General features: G+C 46.9%; 26 protein-coding genes and 1 pseudogene. 5 read left to right on the top strand and 22 right to left on the bottom strand.

Annotation, left to right across the window (positions count from 1 at the left end):
- Window positions 1-206 precede the first annotated feature (206 nt).
- The 8 genes from dedD to Xkoz_RS26985 all read right to left on the bottom strand — a co-directional run bounded on the left by dedD (window position 207) and on the right by Xkoz_RS26985 (window position 7,957).
- Complete coding sequence (gene dedD, locus Xkoz_RS27020) at window positions 207-875, bottom strand: cell division protein DedD (protein WP_099140178.1); 669 nt, start codon at window positions 873-875, stop codon at window positions 207-209.
- The gene (gene folC, locus Xkoz_RS27015) at window positions 865-2,163 is read right to left on the bottom strand and encodes a bifunctional tetrahydrofolate synthase/dihydrofolate synthase (protein ID WP_099140179.1); all 1,299 of its coding nucleotides are present in this window, start codon (window positions 2,161-2,163) and stop codon (window positions 865-867) included. Before folC ends, dedD begins: the two co-directional genes overlap by 11 nt.
- The gene (gene accD / locus Xkoz_RS27010) at window positions 2,156-3,103 is read right to left on the bottom strand and encodes an acetyl-CoA carboxylase, carboxyltransferase subunit beta (protein WP_099140180.1); all 948 of its coding nucleotides are present in this window, start codon (window positions 3,101-3,103) and stop codon (window positions 2,156-2,158) included. Before accD ends, folC begins: the two co-directional genes overlap by 8 nt.
- 133 nt (window positions 3,104-3,236) lie before the next feature.
- Window positions 3,237-3,935: a DedA family protein gene (locus Xkoz_RS27005; protein WP_099140181.1), complete on the bottom strand. Its 699-nt coding sequence runs from the start codon at window positions 3,933-3,935 to the stop codon at window positions 3,237-3,239.
- Between the two features lie 46 nt (window positions 3,936-3,981).
- Window positions 3,982-4,821 carry a tRNA pseudouridine(38-40) synthase TruA gene (gene truA / locus Xkoz_RS27000; protein ID WP_099140182.1) on the bottom strand — a complete coding sequence of 280 codons (840 nt, stop codon included), beginning with the start codon at window positions 4,819-4,821 and terminating at the stop codon, window positions 3,982-3,984.
- On the bottom strand, window positions 4,821-5,831 hold the full coding sequence (locus Xkoz_RS26995; protein ID WP_099140411.1) for an aspartate-semialdehyde dehydrogenase: 1,011 nt from the start codon (window positions 5,829-5,831) through the stop codon (window positions 4,821-4,823). Before Xkoz_RS26995 ends, truA begins: the two co-directional genes overlap by 1 nt.
- Before the next feature lie 68 nt (window positions 5,832-5,899).
- Window positions 5,900-7,027, bottom strand: coding sequence for a 4-phosphoerythronate dehydrogenase PdxB (pdxB, locus tag Xkoz_RS26990; protein WP_099140183.1), 1,128 nt, complete (start codon window positions 7,025-7,027; stop codon window positions 5,900-5,902).
- 150 nt (window positions 7,028-7,177) lie between these two features.
- The gene (locus Xkoz_RS26985) at window positions 7,178-7,957 is read right to left on the bottom strand and encodes an AraC family transcriptional regulator (protein WP_099140184.1); all 780 of its coding nucleotides are present in this window, start codon (window positions 7,955-7,957) and stop codon (window positions 7,178-7,180) included.
- A gap of 250 nt (window positions 7,958-8,207) precedes the next feature.
- Here Xkoz_RS26985 and Xkoz_RS26980 point away from each other — a divergent pair, with 250 nt between their 5' ends.
- Window positions 8,208-9,110 (top strand): DMT family transporter, encoded by a 903-nt coding sequence (locus Xkoz_RS26980; protein WP_099140185.1) that lies wholly within the window; start codon window positions 8,208-8,210, stop codon window positions 9,108-9,110.
- On the opposite strand, the gene Xkoz_RS26975 is transcribed toward Xkoz_RS26980, so the two are convergent.
- Both Xkoz_RS26975 and tctD read right to left on the bottom strand, forming a co-directional pair.
- Window positions 9,060-10,493, bottom strand: a complete 1,434-nt coding sequence (locus Xkoz_RS26975) for a sensor histidine kinase (RefSeq protein WP_099140186.1) — start codon at window positions 10,491-10,493, stop codon at window positions 9,060-9,062. The genes Xkoz_RS26980 and Xkoz_RS26975 overlap by 51 nt on opposite strands.
- On the bottom strand, window positions 10,490-11,158 hold the full coding sequence (gene tctD / locus Xkoz_RS26970; protein ID WP_099140187.1) for a transcriptional regulator TctD: 669 nt from the start codon (window positions 11,156-11,158) through the stop codon (window positions 10,490-10,492). Before tctD ends, Xkoz_RS26975 begins: the two co-directional genes overlap by 4 nt.
- Before the next feature lie 283 nt (window positions 11,159-11,441).
- Between tctD and Xkoz_RS26965 the strand changes: the two genes are divergently transcribed.
- Genes Xkoz_RS26965 through Xkoz_RS26955 form a run of 3 tightly spaced genes read left to right on the top strand, consistent with a single transcriptional unit; the run spans window position 11,442 to window position 14,391 of the window.
- On the top strand, window positions 11,442-12,416 hold the full coding sequence (locus Xkoz_RS26965) for a Bug family tripartite tricarboxylate transporter substrate binding protein (RefSeq protein WP_099140188.1): 975 nt from the start codon (window positions 11,442-11,444) through the stop codon (window positions 12,414-12,416).
- Window positions 12,417-12,428: 12 nt separating this feature from the next.
- On the top strand, window positions 12,429-12,860 hold the full coding sequence (locus Xkoz_RS26960; protein ID WP_099140189.1) for a tripartite tricarboxylate transporter TctB family protein: 432 nt from the start codon (window positions 12,429-12,431) through the stop codon (window positions 12,858-12,860).
- 10 nt (window positions 12,861-12,870) lie between these two features.
- Entirely contained in the window at window positions 12,871-14,391 is a 1,521-nt protein-coding gene (locus Xkoz_RS26955; protein WP_099140190.1) for a tripartite tricarboxylate transporter permease, read from the top strand.
- 74 nt (window positions 14,392-14,465) lie between these two features.
- On the opposite strand, the gene fabB is transcribed toward Xkoz_RS26955, so the two are convergent.
- Complete coding sequence (gene fabB / locus Xkoz_RS26950) at window positions 14,466-15,680, bottom strand: beta-ketoacyl-ACP synthase I (protein WP_099140191.1); 1,215 nt, start codon at window positions 15,678-15,680, stop codon at window positions 14,466-14,468.
- Window positions 15,681-15,884: 204 nt separating this feature from the next.
- Between fabB and mnmC the strand changes: the two genes are divergently transcribed.
- Window positions 15,885-17,933 (top strand): bifunctional tRNA (5-methylaminomethyl-2-thiouridine)(34)-methyltransferase MnmC2/FAD-dependent 5-carboxymethylaminomethyl-2-thiouridine(34) oxidoreductase MnmC1, encoded by a 2,049-nt coding sequence (mnmC, locus tag Xkoz_RS26945; RefSeq protein ID WP_099140192.1) that lies wholly within the window; start codon window positions 15,885-15,887, stop codon window positions 17,931-17,933.
- Between the two features lie 91 nt (window positions 17,934-18,024).
- Here mnmC and Xkoz_RS26940 read toward each other — a convergent pair whose 3' ends face one another.
- From Xkoz_RS26940 to Xkoz_RS26890, 11 genes and pseudogenes are all read right to left on the bottom strand, one after another.
- Entirely contained in the window at window positions 18,025-18,624 is a 600-nt protein-coding gene (locus Xkoz_RS26940; protein ID WP_099140193.1) for a GNAT family N-acetyltransferase, read from the bottom strand.
- A gap of 73 nt (window positions 18,625-18,697) precedes the next feature.
- Window positions 18,698-19,071: pseudogene (locus tag Xkoz_RS26935) on the bottom strand (IS982 family transposase); the annotation flags it as partial.
- A 350-nt stretch (window positions 19,072-19,421) separates the two neighbouring features.
- Window positions 19,422-19,703 (bottom strand): hypothetical protein, encoded by a 282-nt coding sequence (locus tag Xkoz_RS26930; RefSeq protein WP_099140194.1) that lies wholly within the window; start codon window positions 19,701-19,703, stop codon window positions 19,422-19,424.
- A gap of 538 nt (window positions 19,704-20,241) precedes the next feature.
- On the bottom strand, window positions 20,242-21,903 hold the full coding sequence (locus Xkoz_RS26925; protein ID WP_099140196.1) for a terminase large subunit: 1,662 nt from the start codon (window positions 21,901-21,903) through the stop codon (window positions 20,242-20,244).
- Between the two features lie 11 nt (window positions 21,904-21,914).
- Complete coding sequence (locus tag Xkoz_RS26920; RefSeq protein ID WP_099140197.1) at window positions 21,915-22,274, bottom strand: phage terminase small subunit P27 family; 360 nt, start codon at window positions 22,272-22,274, stop codon at window positions 21,915-21,917.
- Window positions 22,275-22,404: 130 nt separating this feature from the next.
- On the bottom strand, window positions 22,405-22,839 hold the full coding sequence (locus tag Xkoz_RS26915; RefSeq protein ID WP_099140198.1) for an HNH endonuclease: 435 nt from the start codon (window positions 22,837-22,839) through the stop codon (window positions 22,405-22,407).
- Window positions 22,839-23,141 carry a head-tail connector protein gene (locus Xkoz_RS26910; RefSeq protein WP_099140199.1) on the bottom strand — a complete coding sequence of 101 codons (303 nt, stop codon included), beginning with the start codon at window positions 23,139-23,141 and terminating at the stop codon, window positions 22,839-22,841. The genes Xkoz_RS26915 and Xkoz_RS26910 overlap by 1 nt, the downstream gene beginning before the upstream one ends.
- Window positions 23,134-23,472, bottom strand: a complete 339-nt coding sequence (locus tag Xkoz_RS26905; RefSeq protein ID WP_099140200.1) for a phage head closure protein — start codon at window positions 23,470-23,472, stop codon at window positions 23,134-23,136. The genes Xkoz_RS26910 and Xkoz_RS26905 overlap by 8 nt, the downstream gene beginning before the upstream one ends.
- A complete protein-coding gene (locus Xkoz_RS26900) occupies window positions 23,469-24,692 on the bottom strand; it encodes a phage portal protein (RefSeq protein ID WP_099140201.1) in 1,224 nt (407 codons plus the stop codon). The genes Xkoz_RS26905 and Xkoz_RS26900 overlap by 4 nt, the downstream gene beginning before the upstream one ends.
- 2 nt (window positions 24,693-24,694) lie before the next feature.
- Complete coding sequence (locus Xkoz_RS26895; RefSeq protein ID WP_099140202.1) at window positions 24,695-25,243, bottom strand: HK97 family phage prohead protease; 549 nt, start codon at window positions 25,241-25,243, stop codon at window positions 24,695-24,697.
- A gap of 43 nt (window positions 25,244-25,286) precedes the next feature.
- Entirely contained in the window at window positions 25,287-26,441 is a 1,155-nt protein-coding gene (locus Xkoz_RS26890; RefSeq protein WP_099140203.1) for a phage major capsid protein, read from the bottom strand.
- Window positions 26,442-26,725: the final 284 nt, after the last annotated feature.

Here is a 26,725-nt window from a genome sequence, read left to right as displayed (position 1 = left end):
AACGAAAACGTTTGCGTAGTAGATTCATCACTCTACTGAAAATAAATTTTGGCGGGTAAACAAACAGCATTCGCTGTAATGGGTCAATTTTTAACTGCTGTTTCCATAATGGAAAATCACCTGTCATTTTGAACCCTTATAAGCCCCGTGATGGCGCTTTTGGTGTGATCATGGGAAGTTTTTACTTCCCATAAGTGCCAATCTGATTATGGCTGATAGTTTTTAATCTGTCCTTGTAAGCCCGTCAGTTCCTTCAATTCAGACAAGCTGGATTCCAGTGCCTGTCTTGATCCATTCGGCCCTACATAGATCCGGGTTAATTGCCCTTGTGCCGGAGAAGACGGAACGGTATAGACCTGATGCCCAGAAAGACGCAGCCTTGCCACTATCTCTTCAACTTTACCCGCATTTTTTAATGCGCCAAGTTGAATAACATATGCCGTTGCCTGGGGGGCTTGTTCAGCAGGCTTCGATTGAGTCTCTGGCTTGCTTTCAATACGGGGTTCAGGTTTACGCGGTTCAGGTTTGACCTGCGGTTTCGTCTCCACTTTCCGTGGAGGAGAAAAATCAGTTGCCTTAGGCGCTTGCGTAGTCGTCACAGGAGGGGCGGTTATCAGCGCGTCTATATCCGGTTCTGTCTCCTGTGATTGCATCGCTTGCGCTGCACCTTCGGGCGGTGTCGATGGCATGTTTTGTGCCAATGGTGAGATAGAGTCAATATCTTCTTCATCACCCGGTTTTGGCACCAGAGGAATCGAAGCAAATTGATCTTCGTTATATTTCTTATCGCCATCAAAAATCATCGGCAGCACAATCACACCCAATGCGACAAGGACGATGGTGCCAACCAGACGATTTTGAAATTTACTGGCCACTTTCCTTGCCCTCCTCCAGTACTTCCATGACATGAGCAACCGTATGGAAAGAGCCACAAACCACGATGATATCCTGCACCGATGCGTCTTCCATTGCCTGCTGCCATGCGGCTCTCACTTCGGAAAATGTTCGGGCTTGCACCAGATGCCCGGACAACACTTCGGCTTCAGCTCCCCTCAGTTCATCCAGTGATGCGCAGTACCATTCATCAATCTGCTGGGAAAGGCAGGCAAGTGTACCGGCGATATCTTTATCTCCCAACATGCCAACCACACCACGGATCTTACTGTCTGGTGCGCGAGGCAGTTCTGCCAATTTTTGCACCAGATAACCCGCAGCATGTGGATTATGAGCCACATCCAGAATGACCCGCGGAGCTTCCCTGACCATTTGGAAACGCCCCGGTAATTGCGCATTCTCCAATCCTGCACGGATTGCCTGCTCATCAATGGCACGGCTGACTTTATCATCCTGCTGCAACAAGCAGTTAATGACCCCCATCGCCGTCGCGGCATTGGCTAACGGCACATTGGGTAACGGTAATTCATTGAATTGCAGATGACCGCCCAGCCAGTTCCAGCTATTTTCATTCTGTGAGAAATGCCAATCAACGTCTCGACGAAAAAGTTTAGCGCCCAGTTCATCTGCGACGTCAGCAATGGAGTGAGGCATATCCTGTTCACCCACCACGGCAAAGTGCCCACGACGGAAAATACCGGCTTTTTCACGGCCAATGTGTTCGCGATCCGCGCCCAGCCAATCGGTATGGTCCAGCGCAATGCTGGTGATGGCGGCGATATCGGCATCGACGATATTAGTGGCATCCAAACGGCCACCCAACCCAACTTCCAAAATCACGACATCAAGATCAGCTTCTTTAAAAAGCTGTAATGCGGCCAAGGTTCCATACTCAAAATAGGTTAATGAGATATCGCCACGCTGGGCTTCAATTGCCGCAAAGACACGGCAGAAATCTTGTTCTGCGACTTCCCTACCCTGAATACGCACCCTTTCGGTATAACGGATTAAATGCGGGGAACTGTACACGCCGACTTTAAGCCCTGCGGCCAGAAAAACAGACTCAAGGGTATGGCAAGTGGTTCCCTTGCCATTAGTGCCTGACACCGTAATGACTTTAGGTGCCGGGTTTAATAAACCGAGCTGACGGCCAAGTTTACCCACACGCTCAAGCCCCATATCAATGGCTTTGGTATGCAGGTTTCCCAGATAGGAAAGCCACGTCATCAGTGGCGACGTGGCTTGAGGAATTTGCAAATTATCAGACATCTTCTTTATTAGGATTGATGTTTATATCCGCTTCGACATCAGCAGGTTCAATGACGATGGTTTCCACTGGCTCGGCGTTTGTGCCTGGATGCGGCTGATGGGTCAACATTGCAAGCAGGCTGGCAACCTTATCGCGCATTTCCGGACGGCGAACAATCATATCGATCGCGCCTTTCTCCAGCAGGAATTCACTGCGCTGGAAGCCTTCCGGCAATTTTTCACGCACCGTCTGCTCGATGACACGCGGGCCGGCAAAGCCAATCAATGCCTTAGGTTCAGCGATATTGATATCACCCAGCATCCCCATACTTGCCGTTACCCCGCCCATTGTTGGGTTGGTCAATACACAGATATAAGGCAAACCCCGATCTTGCATTTTTGCCAGCGCAGCACTGGTTTTTGCCATCTGCATCAGCGACATCAACGCTTCCTGCATACGTGCGCCACCACTGGAGGTAAAACAAACAAACGGGCAGTTGTCTTCCAGAGCCTGTTCAACCGCACGCACAAAACGGGCGCCAACAACAGAGCCCATTGAGCCACCCATGAAATTGAATTCAAAGGCACCGGCCACGACGGGCATCTCATGCAGCTTACCTTTCATGACGATGAGTGCATCTTTTTCTTGCGTCTGCTTCTGGGCGGCCGCTAAGCGATCTTTGTATTTTTTGGTATCGCGGAATTTCAGGATATCTTTAGGTTCCAGCTCACTGCCTAATTCTGTACCCGTGTCTGCATCTAAAAATGCCTTCAATCGATTACGGGCTGAAATGCGCATGTGATGGTCACATTTTGGACACACTTCAAGGTTACGCTCTAATTCAGCACGATAAAGTACCTGACTACAACTGTCGCATTTTGTCCAAACTCCTTCAGGTATGCTTGCCTTACGAGTTTGCATTATTTTGCTTTTGTTTAGAATCTTTTCAATCCAGCTCATTAATGAACCTTTCCGTCTGAAATTTGGCTGTTGCCAGCTTTTGTTTTACGTGCCATTAAACCACAATGCCATTGCAGTGTGGATAAAAAACTGCTCAAACCTGTTTACGGTTATCGATTTATCTATCTTCTATTTATCTGTCTGCTGCGCGACCGGCTGCTTTTTTCGATGCAGCACGCCGATGGCGCCAAATTTCTATGATACCCGGCAGAATAGAAATAAAAATAATTGCAACAATCAATAATTTCAGGTTTTGCTGTATGACTGGCATATCGCCAAATAAATAACCGGCATAAGTGAATAATAGCACCCAGATAAATGCACCGATGACATTATAAGCAGCAAAATGGCGGTAAGACATTTTCCCCATTCCTGCTACAAACGGTGCAAACGTTCTAATAATGGGGACAAACCGCGCCAAGATGATGGCCTTTCCACCATGTTTTTCATAAAAACCATGGGTTTTATCTAAATAACTACGGCGGAAAATCTTTGAATTTGGATTAGTAAATAACTTCTCACCGAAAATTCTGCCAATGGTATAGTTTATCGCATCCCCCATAATCGCGGCCGTAATCATCAAAGCCACCATAATGTGTACATTCAAGTCATTGGAATCTAATGCAGAAAGTGCGCCTGCCACGAACAGCAAAGAGTCCCCTGGCAAAAATGGCGTCACCACCAAACCGGTTTCACAAAATATAATCAGAAACAGGATGCCATAAACCCAATCACCATAATTCGCCACCAACTCCGCTAAATGGGCATCAATGTGTAAAATAAAATCGACAATGAATTTCGCAAAATCAACAAAATGAGTTAAAAACTCCATAATATTCCTCGTGATAACCCAACATCCCTGTCACTATTCGAAAATGTCAGATTAGATTATTTGCCAGAAACAGCGGCCCCATAATAGGTTCAGGTAAACCAAAACGTTCAGGATAATCCACGGCAACTAAATATAACCCCTCAGCTTTGGCAGTCGCTGCCGCTTTTGTCCTGTCTTTCAGTGCCAATAGTTCGGCCATCCAGCCAATATCCTGATTACCGCAACCAATCTCCAGCAAGCTGCCAACGATATTGCGTACCATGTGATGCACGAAGGCATTCGCCTTAATGTCCACGACAATATAATGCCCATGCCGGCTGACATTAATATGCATCATATTGCGCCACGGTGAATTGGACTGGCACTGCACCGCCCGGAAAGAGGTAAAGTCATTTTCGCCCAACAGGCGCTGTGCCGCTGCATGCATTTTTTTCTCATCCAAGGGATAATGAAAATGCGTAACGCCGTGTGCTAATACCGCTGGACGATAGCGATGGTTGAAAATCACATAGCGATAGCGGCGAGCGGTTGCGCTAAAACGGGCATGAAATTCATTATCCACCGTTTTAACCCAACGTACGGCAATATCTGGTGGCAAGTGGGTATTGACTCCCATTGTCCAGGCGGCGTCTTTACGTTGAGCCGAGGTTTCAAAATGCACAACCTGCCCCGTCGCGTGTACCCCTGCATCCGTTCTACCCGCACAAAAAACTGAAATCGGCGCATTCGCGACTTTCGATAGCGCCTTTTCCAGGCATTCCTGCACACTTTTCACTTCTTGCTGACGTTGCCAACCATAATATCGACTGCCGTCATATTCAATCCCCAGTGCAATTTTCACTTTCTTTGCCTCTGGCACAGACTGGCTTAGCTCTGTATCAGACATCAGTAAAATTGCTCCTGCATCAGTTTTTCTGCAACTTCAATCGCCATCAAGGCACCGCCGAAACGGATATTATCGGCAACTGACCAGAATTGCAGCATCTCTGGCATGCCATAATCATTGCGCAGACAGCCGATGCTCAAACTATCCGTGCCTGACGCGTCAGTGACCGGCGTCGGGTAATCCCCCTCTTCGGAAACCTGAATGTCTTCGAGACGTTCAAATTCACTACGAGCTTCTTCTATACCAACCGGACGCAGTGTTTCCACACTCACCATTTGGGCAATGCCATAAAAAACAGAGGATTGGACACAACTGACAGAAACCGGTAATCCTTCATCCTGCAATATTCTGCGAATTTGATCGACAATACGGCGCTCTTCACGCACCACGCCTTCGGCATCGGGCAGCAAAGGCAGGACATTGAAAGCCAACTGCTTGCTAAAACGATCTTCATCCGGTGGAATGCCATTTAATAAACGCGCACTTTGGCCTGCCAGTTCGTCAATGGCGGCTTTACCATGAACGGAAACCGGCAAGATGTTGGTCAAATGTAAACGGCCAATGCCAGCCGCATCGATCAATGGCTTAATGGCCGTCAAAACCTGGCTTGTTGCGCTATCTGCCACGGCAATGATGTTACGGTTACGATATTCCGCTAATACGTATGGGTTAACGCCGGGAACAACCAGAGGCACATCGGGTTCTGCGGCAAATAAACCGCTACTATCAATCACCAAACAACCCGATTCGGTTGCCTTTTCAATATGTTGGGCAGTGACTTCCATCGTCGCGGCAAAAAAAGCGAGCTGTACCTGTGACCAGTCGAATTCTGCCGCATCGCGAACCGTAAGGTTTTTTCCGTTGAAACGCTGGATCTTTCCAATACTCTGTTCGCTGGCAAGAAGATGCAGTTCACCAACCGGAAATTGACGCTCCTGTAATAACGCCAATATCGCTTCACCGACTGCGCCTGTTGCACCTAAAAGCGCAATACTCCAACCCTCTGACATGTTGGTTTTCTCCACTTCTCTTATTCCGCTACTTTTATTTGGCTGACGGGCAGGGAACCCTGCCCGCATTAAACCACTTTTGCATTAAATCCCATCCTGGACAGTAATTGTGCGCTCTCTTCTGAGTCACAATGTACGGTCAGGGAAGACCATTCCCGACGATCGGGATAGTATTTGCGTAATTGATCAAAAGCGCCCTCTTGATGCGCAACCTGACGTAAGGGGGCATCATCACGGCGCACATCATACACTAAATGCATCAAACGCTTGAGGATGCTTTGCGTCACTTCTCCTCGTACCGTGATTTGACTAAAATCGGGAGTCGGCAACAAATCAGCCAACTCAGTCTTGCGAGGTTGTCCCAGAAACTCACAATAGGCCTCAAAAACCTGAGTTGTTCCCCGCGCTTTGCCTTCCAGGGTATAGCCGGCAATATGGGGAGTCGCAATATCAACTAAGGCTAATAGAGGCAGAGAAAGGTTAGGTTCTACTTCCCAAACATCAAGCACGACACGTAATTTTTTTCCATTTTGTAATACGGAAAGTAACGCTTGATTATCAACCACCTCACCACGGCTGGCATTAATCAAAATTCGGTTGTCCGGTAATGCAGAAAGCCATTCTGCGTCGGCTAAGTGATAGGTTTTATAGGGGCCTGATTGATTAAGCGGTGTATGGAAAGTTAATATATCCGCTTCCTGTACCAATTTTTCTAAAGGCCAAAACTCCCCTTCATCACCACGATCTGCGCGAGGAGGGTCACACAGTAAGGTTTTCACGCCCAAAGCTGCCAATCGATCAGCTAAACGCCCCCCGACATTGCCAACACCCACAATGCCGACCGTTTTATCTTTTAACTGAAACTGATCTTGCTCAGCCAATAACATCAGTGCCGAAAATACATATTCAACCACAGCAATGGCATTGCACCCAGGCGCGGCGGAAAAACCAATGCCGGCCTGGGACAACCATTGCTGGTCAACATGATCCATTCCCGCCGTGGCAGTCCCGATAAATTTCACCGAACTGCCTTGCAACAGGGATTCATTGACTTTAGTGACAGACCGGACCATAAAGGCATCAGCATGTTCCAAAACCCCGGCAGGTACTGGGCGTCCTGGAATTGCCCGCACTTCTCCTAATTGCTGAAAGAGTTGTTCAGCATAAGGCATATTTTCATCAACTAAGATTTTCACTTTTCTCATCCAATGGCTTACATGGGCGTGATCCGCTATTCTGCCACTTTATCCACATAAAACCTATATGCCTTCCGCCTTATCTTTTAAGCCATCGCTTCATTAACCGCCCAGTAAGAAAATAACGGACAGGTGATTTTTGCTATCAGGTCAGCCTTTTCTGAAACGTTCTGGCGTTGTACCGGCAAGTTGCTGAAACATGGCAATAAAGGCTGATGATGAGCTATAGCCCACATCAAACGCGATTTCGTGGATACTTTTTCCCTGTTCCAATAAGGAGATGGCATGCAGAAAACGCAACCGCTGCCGCCATTCACTAAATGACATTCCCAATGCTTGCTTACAACGCCGCGATAACGTTCTTTCGGAGGTATAACGCTTTTTGGCCCACTCCGCTAAGGAGGTGTTATCCGCCGGATTGCGTTCCAGCATCTGTAGTATTGGGGCAAGCAACTTATCTTTTGAGGAAGGTAAATAGGTACATTGCTTTGGTGACAACGCCAACTGATCGATTAATACTTGTGCCAACCGCCGATCTTTTTCTGTTTCCGGCTGCCGGATATTTCGTGCAAAAAAATTCACCATAATCGCATTGAAGATGCCACTCAATCGGATAATACAGGGGTGTTGCGGTAAGGAATCACTCCATTCGGGGGAAATGTCGATGATCCAGAACCGTAATTCTTTGTGGTTATAACTCGAATGGGCGGTATTTTTCGGCATCCAGATACAAAATTCCGGCGGAGCAAGAAAGCGCTGCGCCCCCACTTGCGTTTCCATGACACCACAAACGACATAAATTAATTGACCGAAAGGATGTGCATGTAACCGACATTCAGTATCAGCGCTCAATGTTTCATCACGAAAAGAGAGTGTCTCTGGTATGACTGACTCAAATATGGCTTGATTCGTCTTCTCTCGACCGAACATTTTTACTCCCGCAATTTTTTATCCATAAAATAATAAGGGTATAAATAGATTTTCATCATAGCAATACACCCAAAGTATGCGCTTTCCTTACTCCTCGCTGCGCGAGGAGTAAGGAAATGACCGACAATTTTGGGATCTTATTGATATCTTGTCTTAATTGACACACCTGTTGTCTGATTATCAATATATATAATAAATCGGTCATTGATACACTAAACAGACAATAGACTCATAGAAATCATTTCCCTCAATGAAAAACTTATTATTCCCCTTCGTCGCTGTGCTGATTTGGTCAATCAATGCCGTTGTCAGCAAAGCGGCTGCCACCCTTATTGAACCCGCTGCAATTGCTTTCTATCGGTGGTTTATTGCCTTTCTGGCTTTAACCCCTTTCATCTTATTGCCGATCTTAAGGCAGCGGAAAATCGTCGCCCAATATTGGTGGAAGTTATTGATTTTAGGCTCCCTGGGTATGGTACTTAACCAAAGCCTGGCCTACTACGCAGCCCATACCGTCAGTGCGACAATCATCGGGATTTTCACTTCATTGGTCCCCTTATTAACCGTCATTATCAGTATCTTTGCCTTGCGGGTTACCCCTACGGTTGGCATTACCCTTGGTACGGTTCTGTCTTTGTTCGGCCTTGTGTGGCTGGTCAGCAAAGGAGAACCCGCTTCCCTATTGCAACATGGCCTGGGTATTGGCGAAGTGATGATGTTTATTGCCGCAGCCTCTTATGCCTTGTATGGGGTGTTGACTAAACGCTGGGCAATTCCATTACCTAACTGGCAATCTCTTTATGTACAAATTGGGTTTGGCGTTTTATTGCTCCTGCCTAATTTCATGATGACGGACAATATTCAGTTAACGGACGATAATATTTCCCTTGTTCTGTTTGCCGGCATTCCCGCCTCCATTATTGCCCCCTATTTATGGATACAGGGTGTTGTTCGCATCGGCGCAAACATGACGTCTATTTTTATGAATCTGGCGCCCGTTTTTACGGCCGTCATTGCTATCGTCGCTCTGCATGAAAAGATGCACAGCTATCACTTAATTGGAGGAGGCATTGTTCTGGCCGGTGTCATACTTGCACAACAGTTACGTATCCCGCTCACCCGCAGAAAGCCTGAATACAATTCTCACCAGTAACCCGCCTAGCGCTTCACTGGGTAAAAGCTGGAGAGTGGCATTGTGGTATTGGCAAATTTCTTTAACAATGGTCAGCCCTAATCCCGCCCCCTCCAGCCCAGCCGCGTTGTCCAAACGGTTAAACGCCATAAGAGATTGACGAATATCTGCCTGGGCGATACCGGGTCCTGAATCGTCGATCTCAAGGCAACCCCGTTTTTTGTCCGACATGATGGTTACCCTTCCCGTCACCACGCCCATTTGCGGGCTGTATTTGATGGCATTGTCCAGCAAGTTAGCGCACATTTCGGCTAACAATAACGGATCGCCTTTGATCCACAAGGCCTCTTCCCCTTCATAACCTAAGTCAATATTTTTGCTTTCTGCTTGCTGTAAGCGGGAAAAGCAGACTTGCTGCAACAACCCTACGATATTGACTGGCTGATAATTTTGTATTGCCTCTTTTTCATGCATCTTAAGTTGTGAAAGTTGCAACAGGCGAGCGGTCAGCAAGATCATGTTATCCAAACTCTTATCAATCGCCGCCAGTATGCTATCCCGCTGTTTTGGATCTTGGTTGCCACGAGCCACGACGACTTGTGTTTTCAATACAGTCAAAGGTGTCCGCAGTTGATGGGAAGCATCCGCACTGAAGCGCTCTTGGCGTTCAACCATCAATCTCAACCGTCCAATATATCGGTTAATCGATTGAAGCAATGGGGCAAGTTCGGACCAGGGTAAAATATTTGGCAGTGATGTGAGATCATTCGCGGAGCGGTGGCTCATAATGCCAGAAAGTTTTCGCAACGGTTTAAGCAGGCGCTTGAGCAGGATGTAAGCAAGGAGCAATGTCAATAATACGACGGCGCCCTGATTAACCAGTGAAGACAGCAGTAATTGGTCGGCCATATATTGACGGGAAGTCACCGTTTCTGCCACCAAGATCAACGCCATACCCATCATGTTGCCTTCATTAATGGGCTGGTACAACCCCACTACGCGTATAGACTGCCCCTGATATTCCGCATCATAAAAATAGGCCAATGCGGTATACAAGGGGGAACGCTGGAGATGCTGCGGTATTCGAGGAAGATCGTCATAACCGGAAATTGTTTTTCCTTCCGGGGAAATAACTTGATAGTACAAACGATCATTGATATTGCGCTCGAAACTGTCCAGAACCACATAAGGTACATCGACGATCAGGTTTTGATCCCGAACAGTCAGACGTTCCGCAACAGTTCTTGCTGACGCAAGCAGTGTTCGGTCATAGGCCAGCATGGCTGCATTTTTTACACTGACATACTGGCCATAAACAGAAGCACAGCCCAGTAACAGTAGGGGAACGCCAAAAAACAGCAGCAATTGATGGAATAACGACCGTGGTATTTTTAGAGAGTTCATTGTAGCAACTGCTCCAATCGATACCCCAAGCCACGTAATGTCCTGATCCCAACATCACTGTTAAGTAATTTTTTCCGCAATCGGTGAACATACAGCTCTATGCTTTGTGGATTCGCTTCCTCTGATAGAGAAAATACCTGCTCAAACAGTTGCTGTTTAGAGACCGGACGCCCTCGGCGATAAAATAGTGTTGTCAGGACAGACAGTTCTCTGGGCGTCAATGCCAACGGTACATTGTTCAAGACGAAATACCCTTCGCCTTCATAAGCCAGTGAGCCAAATTTCTGTGGTTCTTGTGGTATGGCTGAACTCCGACGCAACAAGGCACGAATGCGGGCTTCCAGCTCCTGGAAATCAAAAGGTTTGGTCAAGTAATCATCAGCACCAGAATTCAATCCCTTCACACGATCCGTGACATCGGTTTTGGCCGTCAATAACAGTACGGGTAAGTTTTGGCCACGCTTACGCAACCGCGATAACAGGGACAGGCCATCCAATCTGGGCAAGGCAACATCCAGAATTAACAAAGCATAATTTTCCGTCTGCAAAAGCTGATCGGCAACAATACCATCTTCAGCCAGATCAACCACAAACCCAGAACTATTCAGTGCTTTCTGTAACCAATGTGATAATTCTGGGTGATCTTCAACCAATAAGAGCCGCATAAATAATACCTATTGTTAAAAATTAACCAGAGAAATAAAGCGAAGTTATTACACAATTGCAATATTAAGTCTTAGCAATTGCTTACGGGTTAACAAAAAACATCTGCACAAACAAATAATTAACATAAAAATGTAAAACACCACGCAAATTAGGCGACTAAGGTCACATCCAGACAATTTTTATTGTTAATGAAAGGTAATTGAAAGGTTTCATTTCTATAAATGGACAGGTGCCAGAAATTTGCCATTGATACCCTTTACTGGTGCTATGTGAGGAATAAAAATGAACACTTTTAAAACGTTATTAACGGCTGCAAGCCTGCTTATTTGTTCCTGCGCTTTTGCAACCTCTGCCCCCAATCGAACCGAATGTATTGCACCCGCCAAACCCGGTGGAGGCTTTGATTTAACCTGCAAACTTATTCAAATTTCACTCTTGGAAACCAACACTATCGACTCTCCTATGCGGGTAACATTTATGCCCGGCGGTGTCGGTGCGGTTGCCTATAACGCCATTATTGCCCAACGGCCTGCCGAACCTGGCACTATCGTCGCCTTTTCCGGGGGTTCCTTATTGAATCTTGCCCAAGGCAAATTTGGTCGCTACAACGTCAATGATGTGCGCTGGCTGGCCAGTGTCGGCACAGACTATGGCATGATTGCGGTGCGTTATGATTCCCCCTACAAGACGCTGACAGATTTAATGGAGGCGTTTAAAAAATCCACCGATAGTATTGTGTTTGGCGCCGGTGCTTCCATCGGTAGCCAGGACTGGATGAAAACCGCATTACTGGCAAAAGAAGTGGGTATTGACCCCCGCAAAATGCGCTATGTTGCGTTTGAAGGGGGGGGTGAACCTATCACTGCCCTGCTGGGTAACCATATTCAAGTCGTATCCGGTGACCTAAGTGAAACGCTACCTTATCTCAATGGCGATAAAATTCGCATCCTCGCGGTTTATGCCGATAAACGGCTGGACGGCGATTTAGCAAAGATCCCTACAGCAAAAGAACAGGGTTATGACCTGGTTTGGCCCATTATTCGTGGTTTCTATTTGGGACCAAAAGTTTCCGATGAACAGTATCAATGGTGGGTGGATACCTTTAAAAAACTCCAACAAACTGACGAGTTCAGAAAACAGCGTGAACTACGCGGGCTGTTTGAATTCAATATGTCTGGCAAAGAGCTGGATGACTATGTGAAAAAACAGGTTATTCAATACCATGAAATGGCAAAATCCTTTGGATTAGCAAAATAAAGGCGTTGCATCATGAGTGATCGTATCTTTGCTACTGTATGGCTAGTGCTGTGTGGAATAGGGTTGATCATTGGCTGGGGGATCCATAGCGAATATAGCTATGAGCCTTTGGGTCCCCGCCCATTTCCAATTGCCATTATTTCATTAATAGCACTCTGTGCTTTACTGCTGCTCTTTAAAAAACCCGATCCTGTCCACTGGCCGGCACCTCCGGTGTTACGTCGCTTAGTTTTATTGATTGCCCTACTCGCCATTTATGCAGGGTCATTTGAGTGGCTGGGTTTTCCACTGGCAACCACATTATTGACCATCTGTATGGCATTACTCTTTAACGCCACATTCCCGGCTGCGATTATTTCTGGTGTATTTCTCGGTAGTTCGCTCTTTTTTGTTTTTGATCGTCTGTTAGATGTCACTCTGCCAGTCGGCAGTTGGCTCAGCTAAGGAGACAACAATGGATACTTGGGTATATCTGAGCCACGGTTTTGAAGTCGCATTAGTCCCTAAAAACTTGGTCATTGCATTAATCGGCTGTTTTATTGGTACGGTTGTTGGGTTACTGCCCGGCCTCGGTCCCATCAATGGGGTGGCGATCCTACTACCACTGGCTTTTGCATTAAAATTACCGGCTGAATCCGCCTTGATTTTGTTGGCCACGGTCTATATTGGCTGTGAATATGGCGGCCGTATCTCGTCAATCTTACTGAATGTACCGGGAGATGCCGCTGCCATTATGACAACCCTTGACGGCCATCCAATGGCAAAACAGGGGCGAGCAGGGGTTGCACTCTCTATCTCCGCTGTCAGTTCATTTTGTGGTTCACTGTTAGCGATTAGCGGGATCATCTTATTTGCGCCACTTTTGGCCCAGTGGTCTTTAGCATTTGGGCCTGCTGAATATTTTGCCCTAATGGTGTTTGCCATTGCCTGTCTTGGCAGCATGATGAGCCAAAATCCCATAAAATCATTATTTGCCGCTTTAATTGGTTTGGCTTTAGCCACCGTGGGTGTGGATGCCAACACCGGTGTTTATCGTTTTACTTTCAATAATGTGCACCTCTCCGATGGCATTCAATTTATTGTTGTCGTGATTGGGTTATTTTCAGTTAGTGAAATTTTATTAATGCTGGAAAGCACTTCTACAGGGCAAAAAGTCATTAGCCAAACCGGGCGCCTGCTATTTAATAGGAAAGAAGCGGCAGCGTGTGTAGGGCCAACCTTACGCTCCTCAGTGATTGGCTTTTTTGTCGGAATATTACCCGGCGCCGGGGCGACAATCGCCAGTGCCATTACGTACATGACAGAAAAACGGCTTAGCGGTAACAGTGACTCATTTGGCAAAGGGGATATCCGCGGTGTAGCGGCACCAGAGGCGGCCAATAACGCATCAGCATGTGGTTCATTTATCCCGATGCTGACTCTCGGTGTTCCAGGCTCAGGTACAACCGCTGTGATGCTGGGTGCTTTGACCCTTTATAACATCACCCCTGGCCCGACCATGTTCACAGAACAGCCTGATATCGTCTGGGGACTGATTGCCGCTTTATTGATCGCCAATATTTTATTGCTGATCATGAATATCCCGATGATTGGGCTATTTACCCGTATGCTGAATATTCCAATGTGGTTTTTGGTTCCATCAATAGCCATCGTTTCGGCAGTCGGGGTATATGCCATCCACAGTACCACTTTTGATCTTATGTTGATGGTTGGGTTAGGCGTGTTCGGTTATATCCTGCGAAAAATGAATTTTCCCATGTCACCGCTGATATTAGGTTTCGTCTTAGGTGAAATGCTGGAACAAAACCTGCGACGGGCACTATCAATCAGCAATGGAGATTTTGCGATCCTGTGGAGCAGTACTATTACACAAGTGTTGCTGATACTCGCGATGTTGGTCATCGTTATTCCCCCCGTACTACGCATTATTAATAAACGCCGTAATAAACATCACACTAAGATCTCAGCTTCTTAATAAAAAAATAGCCAATCCACATAATCAATGGATTGGCTTTCATGACAATGGATAAACTTGTCAGTAGCTAAAAATTAGCTCGAATACTTGCGCATCACCAGGGAGGCATTTGTCCCACCGAACCCAAAGCTATTGGACATGACTGTCTTTAACTCGCATTCGGTAGGTTCAGTAATAATATTCATGCCTTGTGCTTTTTCATCCAGATCTTCGATATTGATGCTTGGTGCAATAATTCCATGTTCCAACATCAATACACTATAAATCGCTTCATGGGCACCCGCTGCCCCCAATGAATGCCCTGTCATCGCTTTAGTGGCGGAAATGGCCGGTGTATTGTCGCCAAAAACTTCCCTAATGGCTTCCAGCTCTTTTAAATCACCAATTGGCGTCGAAGTTCCGTGGGTATTGATGTAATCGACTTCGCCCTCAACACCGTCTAATGCCATCTTCATACAACGCACTGCTCCTTCCCCAGAAGGGGCTACCATATCCGCACCATCTGAATTTGCCCCATAACCGATAATTTCAGCATAAATATGTGCGCCACGGGCCAATGCGTGCTCGAGTTCTTCAACCACCACAATACCGCCACCACCCGCGATCACGAAACCATCGCGAGCCTGATCATAAGTACGGGAAGCACATTCTGGTGTTTCGTTATATTTGGTGGACAGGGCGCCCATTGCATCAAATTCACACGCCATTTCCCAGCTTAATTCTTCACCACCCCCGGCAAAAATAACATCTTGCTTCCCGAGCTGGATTAATTCAACGGCATGGCCAATACAGTGCGCAGAAGTTGAACAGGCAGAACTGATGGAGTAGTTGACTCCCTTGATTTTAAACGGTGTTGCCAAACATGCGGATACACCTGAAGCCATCACCCGCGTGACCATATAAGGGCCAACACCACGCAATCCACGGGCACGCATACCATCAGCACCAACAACTTGGTTATAAGGTGAGCCACCTCCCGAACCAACCACCAAGCCAGTGCGAAGGTTAGAAACCTGTTCTTCGGACAGGCCAGAATCCTTAATTGCCTCATCCATTGCCAGATAAGCATAAATAGAGGCATCACTCATGAAACGTAGCGTTTTTCGATCAATCAAACCAGAGGTATCCAGCTTTACATTTCCCCAAACATGGCTGCGCATGCCCATCTCTTTAAATTTTTCTGAGAAAGTTATCCCGGAACGACCCTCTTTCAGAGATTCCAGCACCTCTTTCTGGTTGTTACCAATACTGGAGACAATACCCAGACCAGTGATCACTGCTCGTTTCATTACTTACCTCATCAATATGTTTACCTGCGGGATTTATTCATCTGCACTTTAGCGTACACTTGTACGCCGAACAAGTCCGATCAGGTTAAAAATTTAAGGAAAAATTGATCTGGACTCAGCCTGGAAGATTTATCATGGGTGGTGCAACTAAACGAAGACCGTTAAAATCCGCATATTATTGTTATCAACTGTACAGGCATTATTGTGAAAAACAGTGCTATCAGCAACGCAACCCTAAGTTGGAATGAGCAGGGCACCCCCATTTCAGAGCAGTTTGATGATGTTTATTTTTCAAATCAAGATGGCTTGGAAGAAACATTATATGTATTTTTGAAAGGCAATCATTTTCCTCAACGTTTCAATACTCATCCCCGTCCCGAATGCGTTATTGCAGAAACAGGATTCGGTACTGGATTGAATTTTCTAACACTTTGGCGATCTTTTTCCCAGTTTAGGCAACAATATCCTGAAGAAACCTTAAAACGACTGCATTTTATCAGTTTTGAAAAATATCCATTAAAGCTGACAGACCTGAAAACAGCGCACCAACGTTGGCCGGAACTTGAGGCATTTTCTGCACAATTATGCCAGCAATGGCCCTTACCATTGGCTGGCTGTCATCGATTAATTTTGGATAATGGCGCTATTACCCTGGATCTTTGGTTTGGGGACGTCAATGATCTATTACCGAAGATAAGTTCAAACCTGACAGGGAAAATTGATGCCTGGTTTTTAGATGGTTTTGCCCCAGCCAAAAATCCGCAAATGTGGAGTGAACAGTTGTTCACTGCAATGGCAAAATTTTGTCGTCCTGAAGGGACGTTTGCAACCTTTACATCGGCCGGGATCGTCCGGCGGGGATTACAAGAAGCCGGTTTTAATGTCACTAAAGTTAAAGGCTTTGGGCGTAAAAGGGAGATGCTCACGGGGACTTTATCTTCATTCAGTGATCCACCGCCTTTGCCCCATACCCCCTGGTTTTCTCGCCAAGCAGCTACCCATACCGACGATATTGCCATCATCGGGGGGGGTATTGCCAGCGCATTGACCGCACTTGCCCTATTACGCCGCGGCGCCAAAGTCACGCTATATTGCCAGGATGCGCAACCAGCCCAGAATGCATCCGGCAATCAACAAGGAGCCATTTATCCCTTACTGAATGGTAATGATGATCCATTAGAACGCTTCTTTACATCAGCCTTTACTTTTGCCCGCCGCCAGTATGACCAATTCATTGACGAAAATGTGTCATTTGACCACCAATGGTGTGGTGTCAGCCAATTAGCTTATGATGAAAAAAGCGCAAATAAAATTGGCAAAATGCTACGGACAGCATGGTCAGAAGAAATTGCACTTGGTATGAATCGCAACCAATTAAGCGACGTCGGTGGATTAGATGTAAATTATGCGGGTATTTATTATCCACAAGGGGGATGGTTATACCCTGCACAACTCACCCAAGCCGTTATCAAACTGGCTGAGCAGCGTGGAATGCAAGTTTACTTTAACCATAAAGTCACTCAGCTCATTCAAGATAAAAACGGCTGGCAATTGCAGATTGGACATGGAGAAAACCGGCAATGCAGGAAGCACAACGTTGTCATTATTGCCAATGGTCATTGCCTGCCACAATTTGAACAGACTAAACAACTTCCTGTCACCGCTGTTCGTGGTCAGGTTAGCCATATTCCAACCACAGATAGCCTGCGCCACTTGAAAAGCGTACTGTGTTACGATGGCTATATGACCCCCGTTAATCCTAATAACCAATATCACTGTATCGGTGCCAGTTATCAACGCAATCAGTTGGATACACTTTACTCTTCTCGCGAGCAGCAAGAAAACCAAGATCGTTTATTAAAATGTTTCCCCGATGTTAATTGGCCACAGGAAGTTGACATTTCAGAAGGGAAATCCCGTCAGGGTATCCGGTGTGTCATTCGGGATCATATGCCAATGGTCGGGAATGTTCCTGTTTTCAGTGAACTTATGGCTAAATATGCCCATTTATCCCAGCAAATAAACGCTAATAAAATGATTGAAGAATCTCCTTGTTACCCTGATTTGTTTGTTCTCGGTGCATTAGGTTCACGCGGATTATGTTCTGCCCCTTTAAGTGCCGAATTATTGGCTAGTCAGATTTTTGGGGAAGCGCTACCGCTTGATGATGAGACATTAGCGGCTTTACACCCAAATCGCTTTTGGGTCAGGAAGCTATTACGCGGCAAAGCAGTAAGAACAGAAAAACCTTAAAGTCGTTTATTCAGTTGCACCAGGTATGGAAAAGGCATACCTGGTACAAACCCTCGCTTCCCCACTCTCAACACTGACATTGTGATCTTATTTAGGTAGCAGTTATGGTCAGTAAGCGTTTCATTGCACAACGTTGTTCCTCGGTAAACCCATCATCGATCTCGCTTTGTAATAGTTGCTGTAATGATTCAGAAATTTGTTGCGAATCTAAGATCTCAAATCCCAATTGATGATAAAAAGGGGCATTCCAGTTGACATAACGGAAAGTTGTCAATGTCACTGCATTAAGATGACGCTGCCCTGCAACCTGGATGACGTTTTCAACCAATGCCTTTCCAATACCTTTTCTCTGCCAATTTTCATGCACAGAAAGCTCCATAATATGAAGACCATCATTTAACGGCTTAGCTAAAATAAAGCCAATAGGCAGAGAATCTTCATTAACGGCAACCCAGCTATTGCCTTGCGCAATATAGTCCAAATGTTGCTGCTCCGTTTGCACATGACCCTCGGCTATCCAAGCCAGTTCAGGGATAAACCCAAATAATTTCGCAGCAGAATGTTCTACTGCGGGTAATTGGGTGACATCTGATTTTTGTGTTAAGCGAATAGAAAACAGAGTGTTCAGATCATATACCTCATTGCTGTAATAATGACACCAGAAAAACCAAACATCATTGTTACCCTCCATTTGGTTTGAACCACTATTTTATTGAAATGGTTTTTAATTGCCCATGAATTGTTTTGATGATAAAACGATTTTATAACATCATCTTATCCCATTCAGTCAGCACATGCGCTTTCATGTTACGGCGTTTTTTCGTGATAAAAGTGACACCGGTTTGCGCTAAACTATCTGCCAGTTTCTGGCTGAGATAACCTTTGTCGCCATACAGAAAACCCGTTAATTCTTTTGCTAATTCTTGAACCGGTTCCCGATCATCCACATTACCGGCAGTGGCTTTAAGCGCCAGACTTTCGCCCTGATGGTCACAATCAAGTGGAGTTTAAAACCGTAAAACTATCCCATTGAGGTTTTTCCGCGTTTTGCTACCCCCTCAAACACCTTATGCCGAGGAATACGGATGTGATGACACACACATAAACGAGTGGAATCAATAAACGCAATGTTTGTCGGCGACGCAGGCGGTATCCGTACTGGTGTAGTCAAGTTATTCGGGGTAACAATAGGTAACGGTCACTTTGCTTTAAGTCAGATTTTTTAGGTGGTTAGGTTATGATGAGTGATGCGAGGTAACTTGATTCTGGCCCCTGCAGGAATCAAACGTGAATGTTATCAAATTGATTTTAAATAAAAATATTTGTTATATTTTTAAATCTATACAAATTTCTATGCAACTTACATTTCGTTAATAACTCTCGCCAGCTCTATTGCTCTACCTATGTGTTTTCAGTAATAGAGACAAGGTCAGCACACTAAACCTACCAACCTTGTAAAGAGGTCGCAATGTATTTCGTCGGAGCCTCTTAAGCGATAGCACTGACAGTCAACTGATAGCCCTGCCAGTAAGAAGCCTTTCCCATAACAGTGATCACCTGACCTTTCTGTAATAACATCACCGATAGTGCCATCTCATCAAAGCCAATAACACGCAGCGGATAATCACTGCGCTTTTCACTCTGCGCCTGCATGGTAGCGACTGCCATCACTTTACCTGTCTGGCACTTGATACACCTGGGGGCTACGGTAATCTTCCCTGTGACCGTGGCGACTATCGATGATGCGTTCTTTTGCTTTCTTCGTGCCATTTTCCACCGCCTGTAGATGGTCAAGATTTTGACCATGATAAAAATCAGCAAGTTAAATCACTGCGAACGTAATACGTACTCAGTTACATTAAGTAACCTTGTGCTGGACGGCGTAAACTCAAGCCCTCTGCGTTGTGATTTCCACAATAGAGGGTAATACATTGCCTCTATCTCGCTCTTTTGTGCACCTCTTAATGAGTTGTGCAAAGTTTGTGAGTAACCAATAGTAACCCGCAAAGTCCGATTATCGGATATTGGATTTTGCATACCGATATCTTCGGTGTTCAAAATATAAGCAGACGCCAAATATGTCGTCTGATTAAATATCAATGGGTTATCACCAAAGCCCGAATTAGGGCTTTGCCCTGCTAAAAGGTATGGTGATTTCCCCTATACCTAAGATGGGATATCACACTTTGAGATGGTCACGATTTTGACCATCTATGGCAACTATAGGGATTTCTCCAATAGTTAGTTAACTCCTTGATTTCACTAATCTCTGTCCCTGTGACAGAAATAAGCAATATCAATGGGTTAACTAAATCCCGTCAAAGCTAGCCAGTCGTTGCTTCTGCTCCTCATTGAGACTGAAAGCAAAATCCTCATGCTCGCTCTGCCATGTACCAAAGCTCATCAGGAATGCGATTGCAGGATCTATCTTATTCGCGGATTTCTTCTTGTTCGGTTTGATATTGGCGTTCGCATCAGTCTCCATTACGACATTGGACATTGCCCATGCGAGCACCGGATCGCCGTTGTGACGAATGATTTTGCGATTAACGAACACTTCGGCTGACTTCGCCACCGGGCTAAAGCGCATGTAGGTTTGCGGGAACGGTTCTACATTCAGCCCCGCGCCCTGTAATTGCGTGCGTAGGTGTGTAGCGTTCCATGTATCAAAGCCGATGAGCTTAATATCAAAGTGCTGGCTGTCTTTGAGAATATCATCACGAATACGGTCATAATCAATACAGTCGCCCGTCGTGGTACGTAGCCAGCCCATTTGCGCCCATTGCCGATAGATTGCCCGATTCTTGTTGGCCGGGTTCTGTAGCTGGGCTTCGGGCAGGTAGTGGCGGGTCAGGAGTAACAGTTCATTATCGACCGGAAACGTGTAGCAAAGACTGGTGATATCGCCTGTTGAAGATAAGTCCAAGCCGGCGTAGCACTCCAAGCCTTTGAGGTCGTTTTCATCATAATCTGACTGGCAGGCTTTCCATGCGCCTTCACCCATCCACGGGGTTTCACCCTGACACCAGATATTAAAGCGTTTGGTCAGCATTTCTGTCCATTGTGACGGAATACCCCGCGCTTTCTGGATAGTGTCATGCAAGGCGGTACTGTCTACCGACACATCCAGATTGGGATTGGCCTTTATCCAAAGGGCTTCATCATCAATTTCGTTCTCGTCGTCCAGTTCGTAAATCAGGGCAAACAGCGATTCATTTTGTTCTTCGCCATTCAGTATCTGGCAACAATAATCATAGTGTTGTTTACAGGCGGATATCACATTACTGCCCCCCGTGGTGATGGCAAACAGGAGTCCTTCGGGACGTGCGCCCATTCCCAGTTCAAGGGCAGAGTAAACCGCATTATCGGGGTGTAAATGATATTCATCGACAATCGCCAAACTGGGGTTTGTACCCTCAATCGTAGCGGCTTTGGCGGCCAGTGGCTTTAACAGGCTGTTGCTCTTGGCATAGGTGATTTTGTGTTGCTGGATAGCTACCCGTTTTTTGAGCGGTTTTGATAACAGGCACATCTGGCGGGCATCATCAAATACGATACGCGCCTGATCGCGACTCACGGCGGCGGTGTAAATATCCTGCTGCCCGTTCTCCATCACCAGAAACCAGTTCGCCAGTATTGCGGCCACGGTAGATTTGGCATTCTTGCGCGGCACCTGAATGTAAGCGCTGCGGTATTTCCGGCGACCGGTCGCTTTGACCTTGAAGCCGAACAGGTTAGCAAAGGCGAATTGCTGCCACGGTTCTAACACAATGGGCTGACCGCGTAAGTGGCCTTTGACGTGGGGGCAGAGACGGGAAAAGCCAATAAAACGCTCTACTACCTCAGTATCGAACAGATAAAGCGGGTTATTCAGGTCGTTATAGTAGCGTTTTACCGCCTGTTTTACCCGTTTGCAGGCCGGAATTGTGCCGTTTTCGACATCAAAAGCGTACTGTTCCCATGCGTTCATCATTGAACCACTTAGGCTATCAGCACATCTAAATCATCGGGTTCATCGCTTTCTATCGGATTTCGGCGGCGGGAAACCGGATCAAAGCCCAGCAGTGACGACATTTTTATCATGATTTTTTCGGCGTCGGCTTTTGCCTTCAGTGACGGGTTACTGGTTGCCGCGCCGCGAGACCCTTCCACCGCGAACCCGCGCACTTCAATATCTGCCACGGCTTTACGGTAAATGGCATAGTTGACGCAATACAGTTCCAGGTTGTTCCAGTCTGCCGGGCTGAGGTCGTCACGCTCGTTGAGTATCTTGGCTTTCGATTTCCATTGCTCGGCGGCGATGTCGTTCAAATAAACGGGGGGTTTGGGTGCTCTTGCCATAGTTATTGTATCCTGTTGAAATGACTGCTATTGAAAAAAGTGCCGTGCATAAAAATTTGAGGAGGGGGTCGGTTCCGCTGGGAAGCGCGTTTGTCATTTTTGATACCCCCACCCACTATTTCATTTGTTATTATTCTGCGACTAACCAACCGCGACGCGTTGCCGCTTCAGTTTCCCGTTCCTGATAGACACCCTGTTTGCGCTTCGCTTTGGTTATCGGGTCTGTCTGTACGGTCTTGCGGTTATGGCAGGCATGGCATAGTGCTTGATGATTGGATTCAGGCCAAAACAGCACATCCGCTTCACCCTGTATCGGAATAATGTGATCCACAATCGTTGCAGAGACATAGATATTTTGCTGTAGGCAGTGGACACATAACGGATTCGCTTTCAGGTATTGCAGCCGGTAGCGTCCCCATTGATTACTGTAACCTCGTTGGGTTCGGGTTCCCCGTTGTTTATCCTGTTGCCGTCTGGACTCGCGTTGGTGTTGTTCACAGCGGCCTGACTTCACCCGCTCACGGCAATTAGGATAGCTACAACGCTTTAACGGTTGCCACGGCATCAGTAAACTCCCACATCACGATAGACAGACCACAACGATTTGATGGTGAACGGGATTTCTTTGAATTCCTTATCTGCCACCATTGCCCGGTTCTCATACAGCAAACCGATATAGAGTAAACAGCCGACTTTGATCGCCGGGCTGAAAACCAAGCCTTCATCAAACCGTTTGCCGATATGTTGCTGGCAGACTTCTAATGCAGCATTGGCATAACCTTGAAGTAAGGTATCTTCTAAAGCATTACTTTCATCTATCCGGCAATGCTGTTTGATCTCATTCAGGGGGATTTCGATATCAGGCATATTTCACGCCTCCCTTGCAAAGCAGCTCTAAGTGAGTCCGTTTCGGATCAGGGATAACGGCAACGATGGCAAAGGCCTGACTATGGGAGCTATTACCCTGATAGATAATCCGGTGTGTGGTGGTGATATCATTCCGGTAGCGTAACCAAATACGTACAGTGGCTTCGGAAAGTATCCGCCCGGAGGCGACCAGTTCCCGACCGCTGATAAATTTCACCTCCGCCCAGACCTCAGCAATATTCACCCATGCTTTAATCACCGAACCGCCCGGGGAACGGGTTTGTTCATTTTTCTGGATAGTTATCCGATCTCTTAATGCACCCGCTCTCATTCCTTGCCCTCCGGTTCATTGGCTTTCTTCACTTCAACGGTTTGTTTCCATGCCTGGCTAAACTCATCTCCACCGTCACGGGGGGATAACCCCTCACGTTCACGGGCTTCATTCGGGCACATCACACCGGATTTAATCGCTGTCTCATAACTCTGGAAGCGTTCGTTGGGATTGGCACGCAATAAGTCGGCGGTATCGAACTCAACTTGGTAGCGAATGCCTTTTGTTGGTGAGTTCAGCAATAAAGCAGATTTGATTTGCTGCTCGAAATTAGCCAGCCACGGGCGCATGGTAATGGTCAGAAAAGCGCGGGAGGCTTCGCTAAAGTTGCTATAGGTGCTGTTCGAATACTCTTGCAGGAAGATCGGACTGATATTGAACATTCGGGCGATATCGTCAATGGTGAAACGGCGGGAGGCCAGCCATTCCGCATCTTGGTTACTCATTCCCAATTGCTGGTATTCCATCCCGCCCTCAAGAATGGGCGTTTTGCCTGCATTGCGAGCGCCCTTGTAGCGTTCGAGGGCTTCCAACGCCTTATTACCCTTGATGCCATCCAGCCAGTCAGCAGCCTTAATCACACCCGCCGCCATCATGCCGTCTTTCATGATGCTGGCTCCGTGACGCTGTTGTGCCAGCCCTAAGCCCAGTGTTTCCCGGCAAATCGTGACCGGTGAGCGTCCCAAAAAGCCATCTTCGGTGGCATAACGTAAATGCAGCACTTCTTCTTGCAGATAGGTTTTCACCTTGCCGCTATAAGGTTCGGTGACGGTGTAGGCAAACCGGTGATCGGATAACCGTTGCGGAACCACCGCTGACGGTGAGTAAGGGTGCAACGATTGTGGCTGACCATCCCGTCCCCAGACAATCACCGCATACGCATTACCATTCAGTAAGCAATGGCGCATCAGGGTTCGCTTAAACTGAAACGGGGTCTGGCAGTCGTTCGGGTATTCATTAAGCAGATAATCTACCGGGTGATCGCTCAACCATTCGCGGGATTCTTTCCCGTGCTGGTGCTGAACCCGATAGAGATAACAGGGCATGGTGGCAATGGCTTCACTAATCACCGTGACGGCATTCATCACGGCAGGTAAACCCTCGGCGGTTGAGGGGGAAACATGCTCGCCGGATTTGGTATTAGACATACCCGCCAGAGAAAGAAACTCATCAATACTGATACTACGAGTCTCAGCGGCTTTACGCTTAAAAGGCCACATAACTACACCTCAGACAGTTGCAGCCAGTAATGGCGCAAATCCACATTGCAGGGCTTGGCTGCGTTTAATGAGCGTTTGGCAATTTCAACGCCACTTTCAGGATAGGCAGGCAAACTGGTGACAGTGATTTCCCGTAATTCAGCCTCTAAAACAGTTCTGACATAGGGTTCCTGTCCCACATCCCACTGATCTTTAATCGCTCGAAAGCCAAAGGACATACCGGAAATATCACCGCGTTCAACCAGTGTCAGTACATCGTGCCCTAATTGGGTATCCGGCGGGGTTAACTCAAAGCGTAATCCGGTGGTATCTTCGCTAAGTTGCAATGTGCCTGACGTAGTGCGGCCTAACAGGTTCATGTGATCATGTTCATAAAGCGCCCTGACATCTGTACCCGCCGTTAAGCTGGTGCTAAACGCATTCGGGGCGAACTGCTCGACAAACTCATCCCACAAAACTTGTGATCGGCTGTTCCACTTAATCACGTAGCCGGTCAGTTTCTTATCACGGGCAGACAGTGAAGTCGTGCGGATTTCAAAATCATTCTTCATCTGTGAACTCCAAGACTGAAAAGGGGCGCTGTGCCCCTCTTGCTTATTTACTGGCTGCTTTCACTTCAAGGATCTTGATGGCGTTGGAGTCCACCAGACCACCGCCCAGATATTTATCGGTACACACCTTATAGAATCCCGGCTCGGTGATATTGTCGGGGCGGGTACGGGTGCCGGTCTCATGGTCAACAATGAAATAGCCGCGCTTGAAGTCACCCAGACCAATCACGCCATCCGGCATAAATTCGAGGTAATGGACAGACAAGCCCAACAGCATATCGGGATCACCGGCTTGTAAACGTTCACGCCAGATATAATCCCCATTACCGTTTTTCAGCTTTTGCACCTTAGCGGCCGTCGTGGAGTTCATCACCCAGACGGAATTTTTACGGTATTTATTCTTAAGCAGGAACTTAAGATCAATCAGGCTATCGGCCTCAAGCGTGGTCGCTTCCAGTTTTTGCAACGTGCCAAAATCACGCAACTTGTCGCCTTGGGTGTCACGGGGATAAGACAGAAAGCCTTTCGCTTTTTTACTGCCGTCACCGCTCACGAGATCGGTTTCTTCGGTATCCACGAACGTATCGGCAATTTCTGAGGTCAGCCAGCCTAAGATGTCCACATCGCTAAAATCGATGATTTCTTGGGTAGTCTTAGGATAGGCGTAGATAGGAAACAGCTTGATGCTCACTTCTTCCATCTTTGGTGTGGCTGTCTCACCGCGTGCCTTACCTTCTTCCCCGTGGGCTACGGCTGCGCCACCGGCCGAAATAAGTTGCTTATACTCGTTGCTGCGTGTGGTTTTGATGGTACAGATTCGGCGCATGACCGACTCATCCGCTAGTTGCTGCATGATCTGTTTATTCAGCTCAGGGATAACGGTGTAGCCGCCTTCTGAGGGAACGCCCGTAGACAAGGCGCGGGTTTCTCCGGTCAGAATATAGTGGCGCAACTCGTCATTGCTGAGGTTTTCGCGGGTCGGTTGGGATTTGCTTGCCTGACTGCGTTCTTCATCAGACAGTACCTCATAACGGGCGATTTCTGCATTCAGAGCATCGGACTGACTACGCAGTTCGTCGAACTGTTTCGCTTCATCGGCTGTCAGTGAACGCTTTTCGTCTTCGGCTTTGGTGAGCAGCGAACGCATTTGTTCAGTAAAGGTTGCTTTTTGCTGGCGTAATTCGAGCAGTTTTTTCATGAAAGGGTTTCCGTAACAATAATGTTAAGACGTGAAACCAGCTCTGAGAGGGGCAGGCCGAATAATCTTTTTCTGCGTCTCGCAGGCTACTTCTCGCAGCTTGATTAAACGGCCTTATGGCGGCTCACGTCTGAGTGCCATCTCTCAATATATACATGAAAAATATAATAAAAAGACCTCACAATAGGAGGTCTAAACAGGCGGAAACATGAGGACAGAATACTTACAAATCTTTACTCTTCAAAATTCCACGGGGCATGCTCAAGCGTTGAGGCGATATACTC

Source organism: Xenorhabdus kozodoii, from assembly GCF_002632875.1.
Lineage (GTDB): Bacteria > Pseudomonadota > Gammaproteobacteria > Enterobacterales > Enterobacteriaceae > Xenorhabdus > Xenorhabdus kozodoii.
The sequence above is the reverse complement of the archived record's forward strand: the minus strand, read 5'-3'. Positions and strand labels throughout refer to the sequence as shown.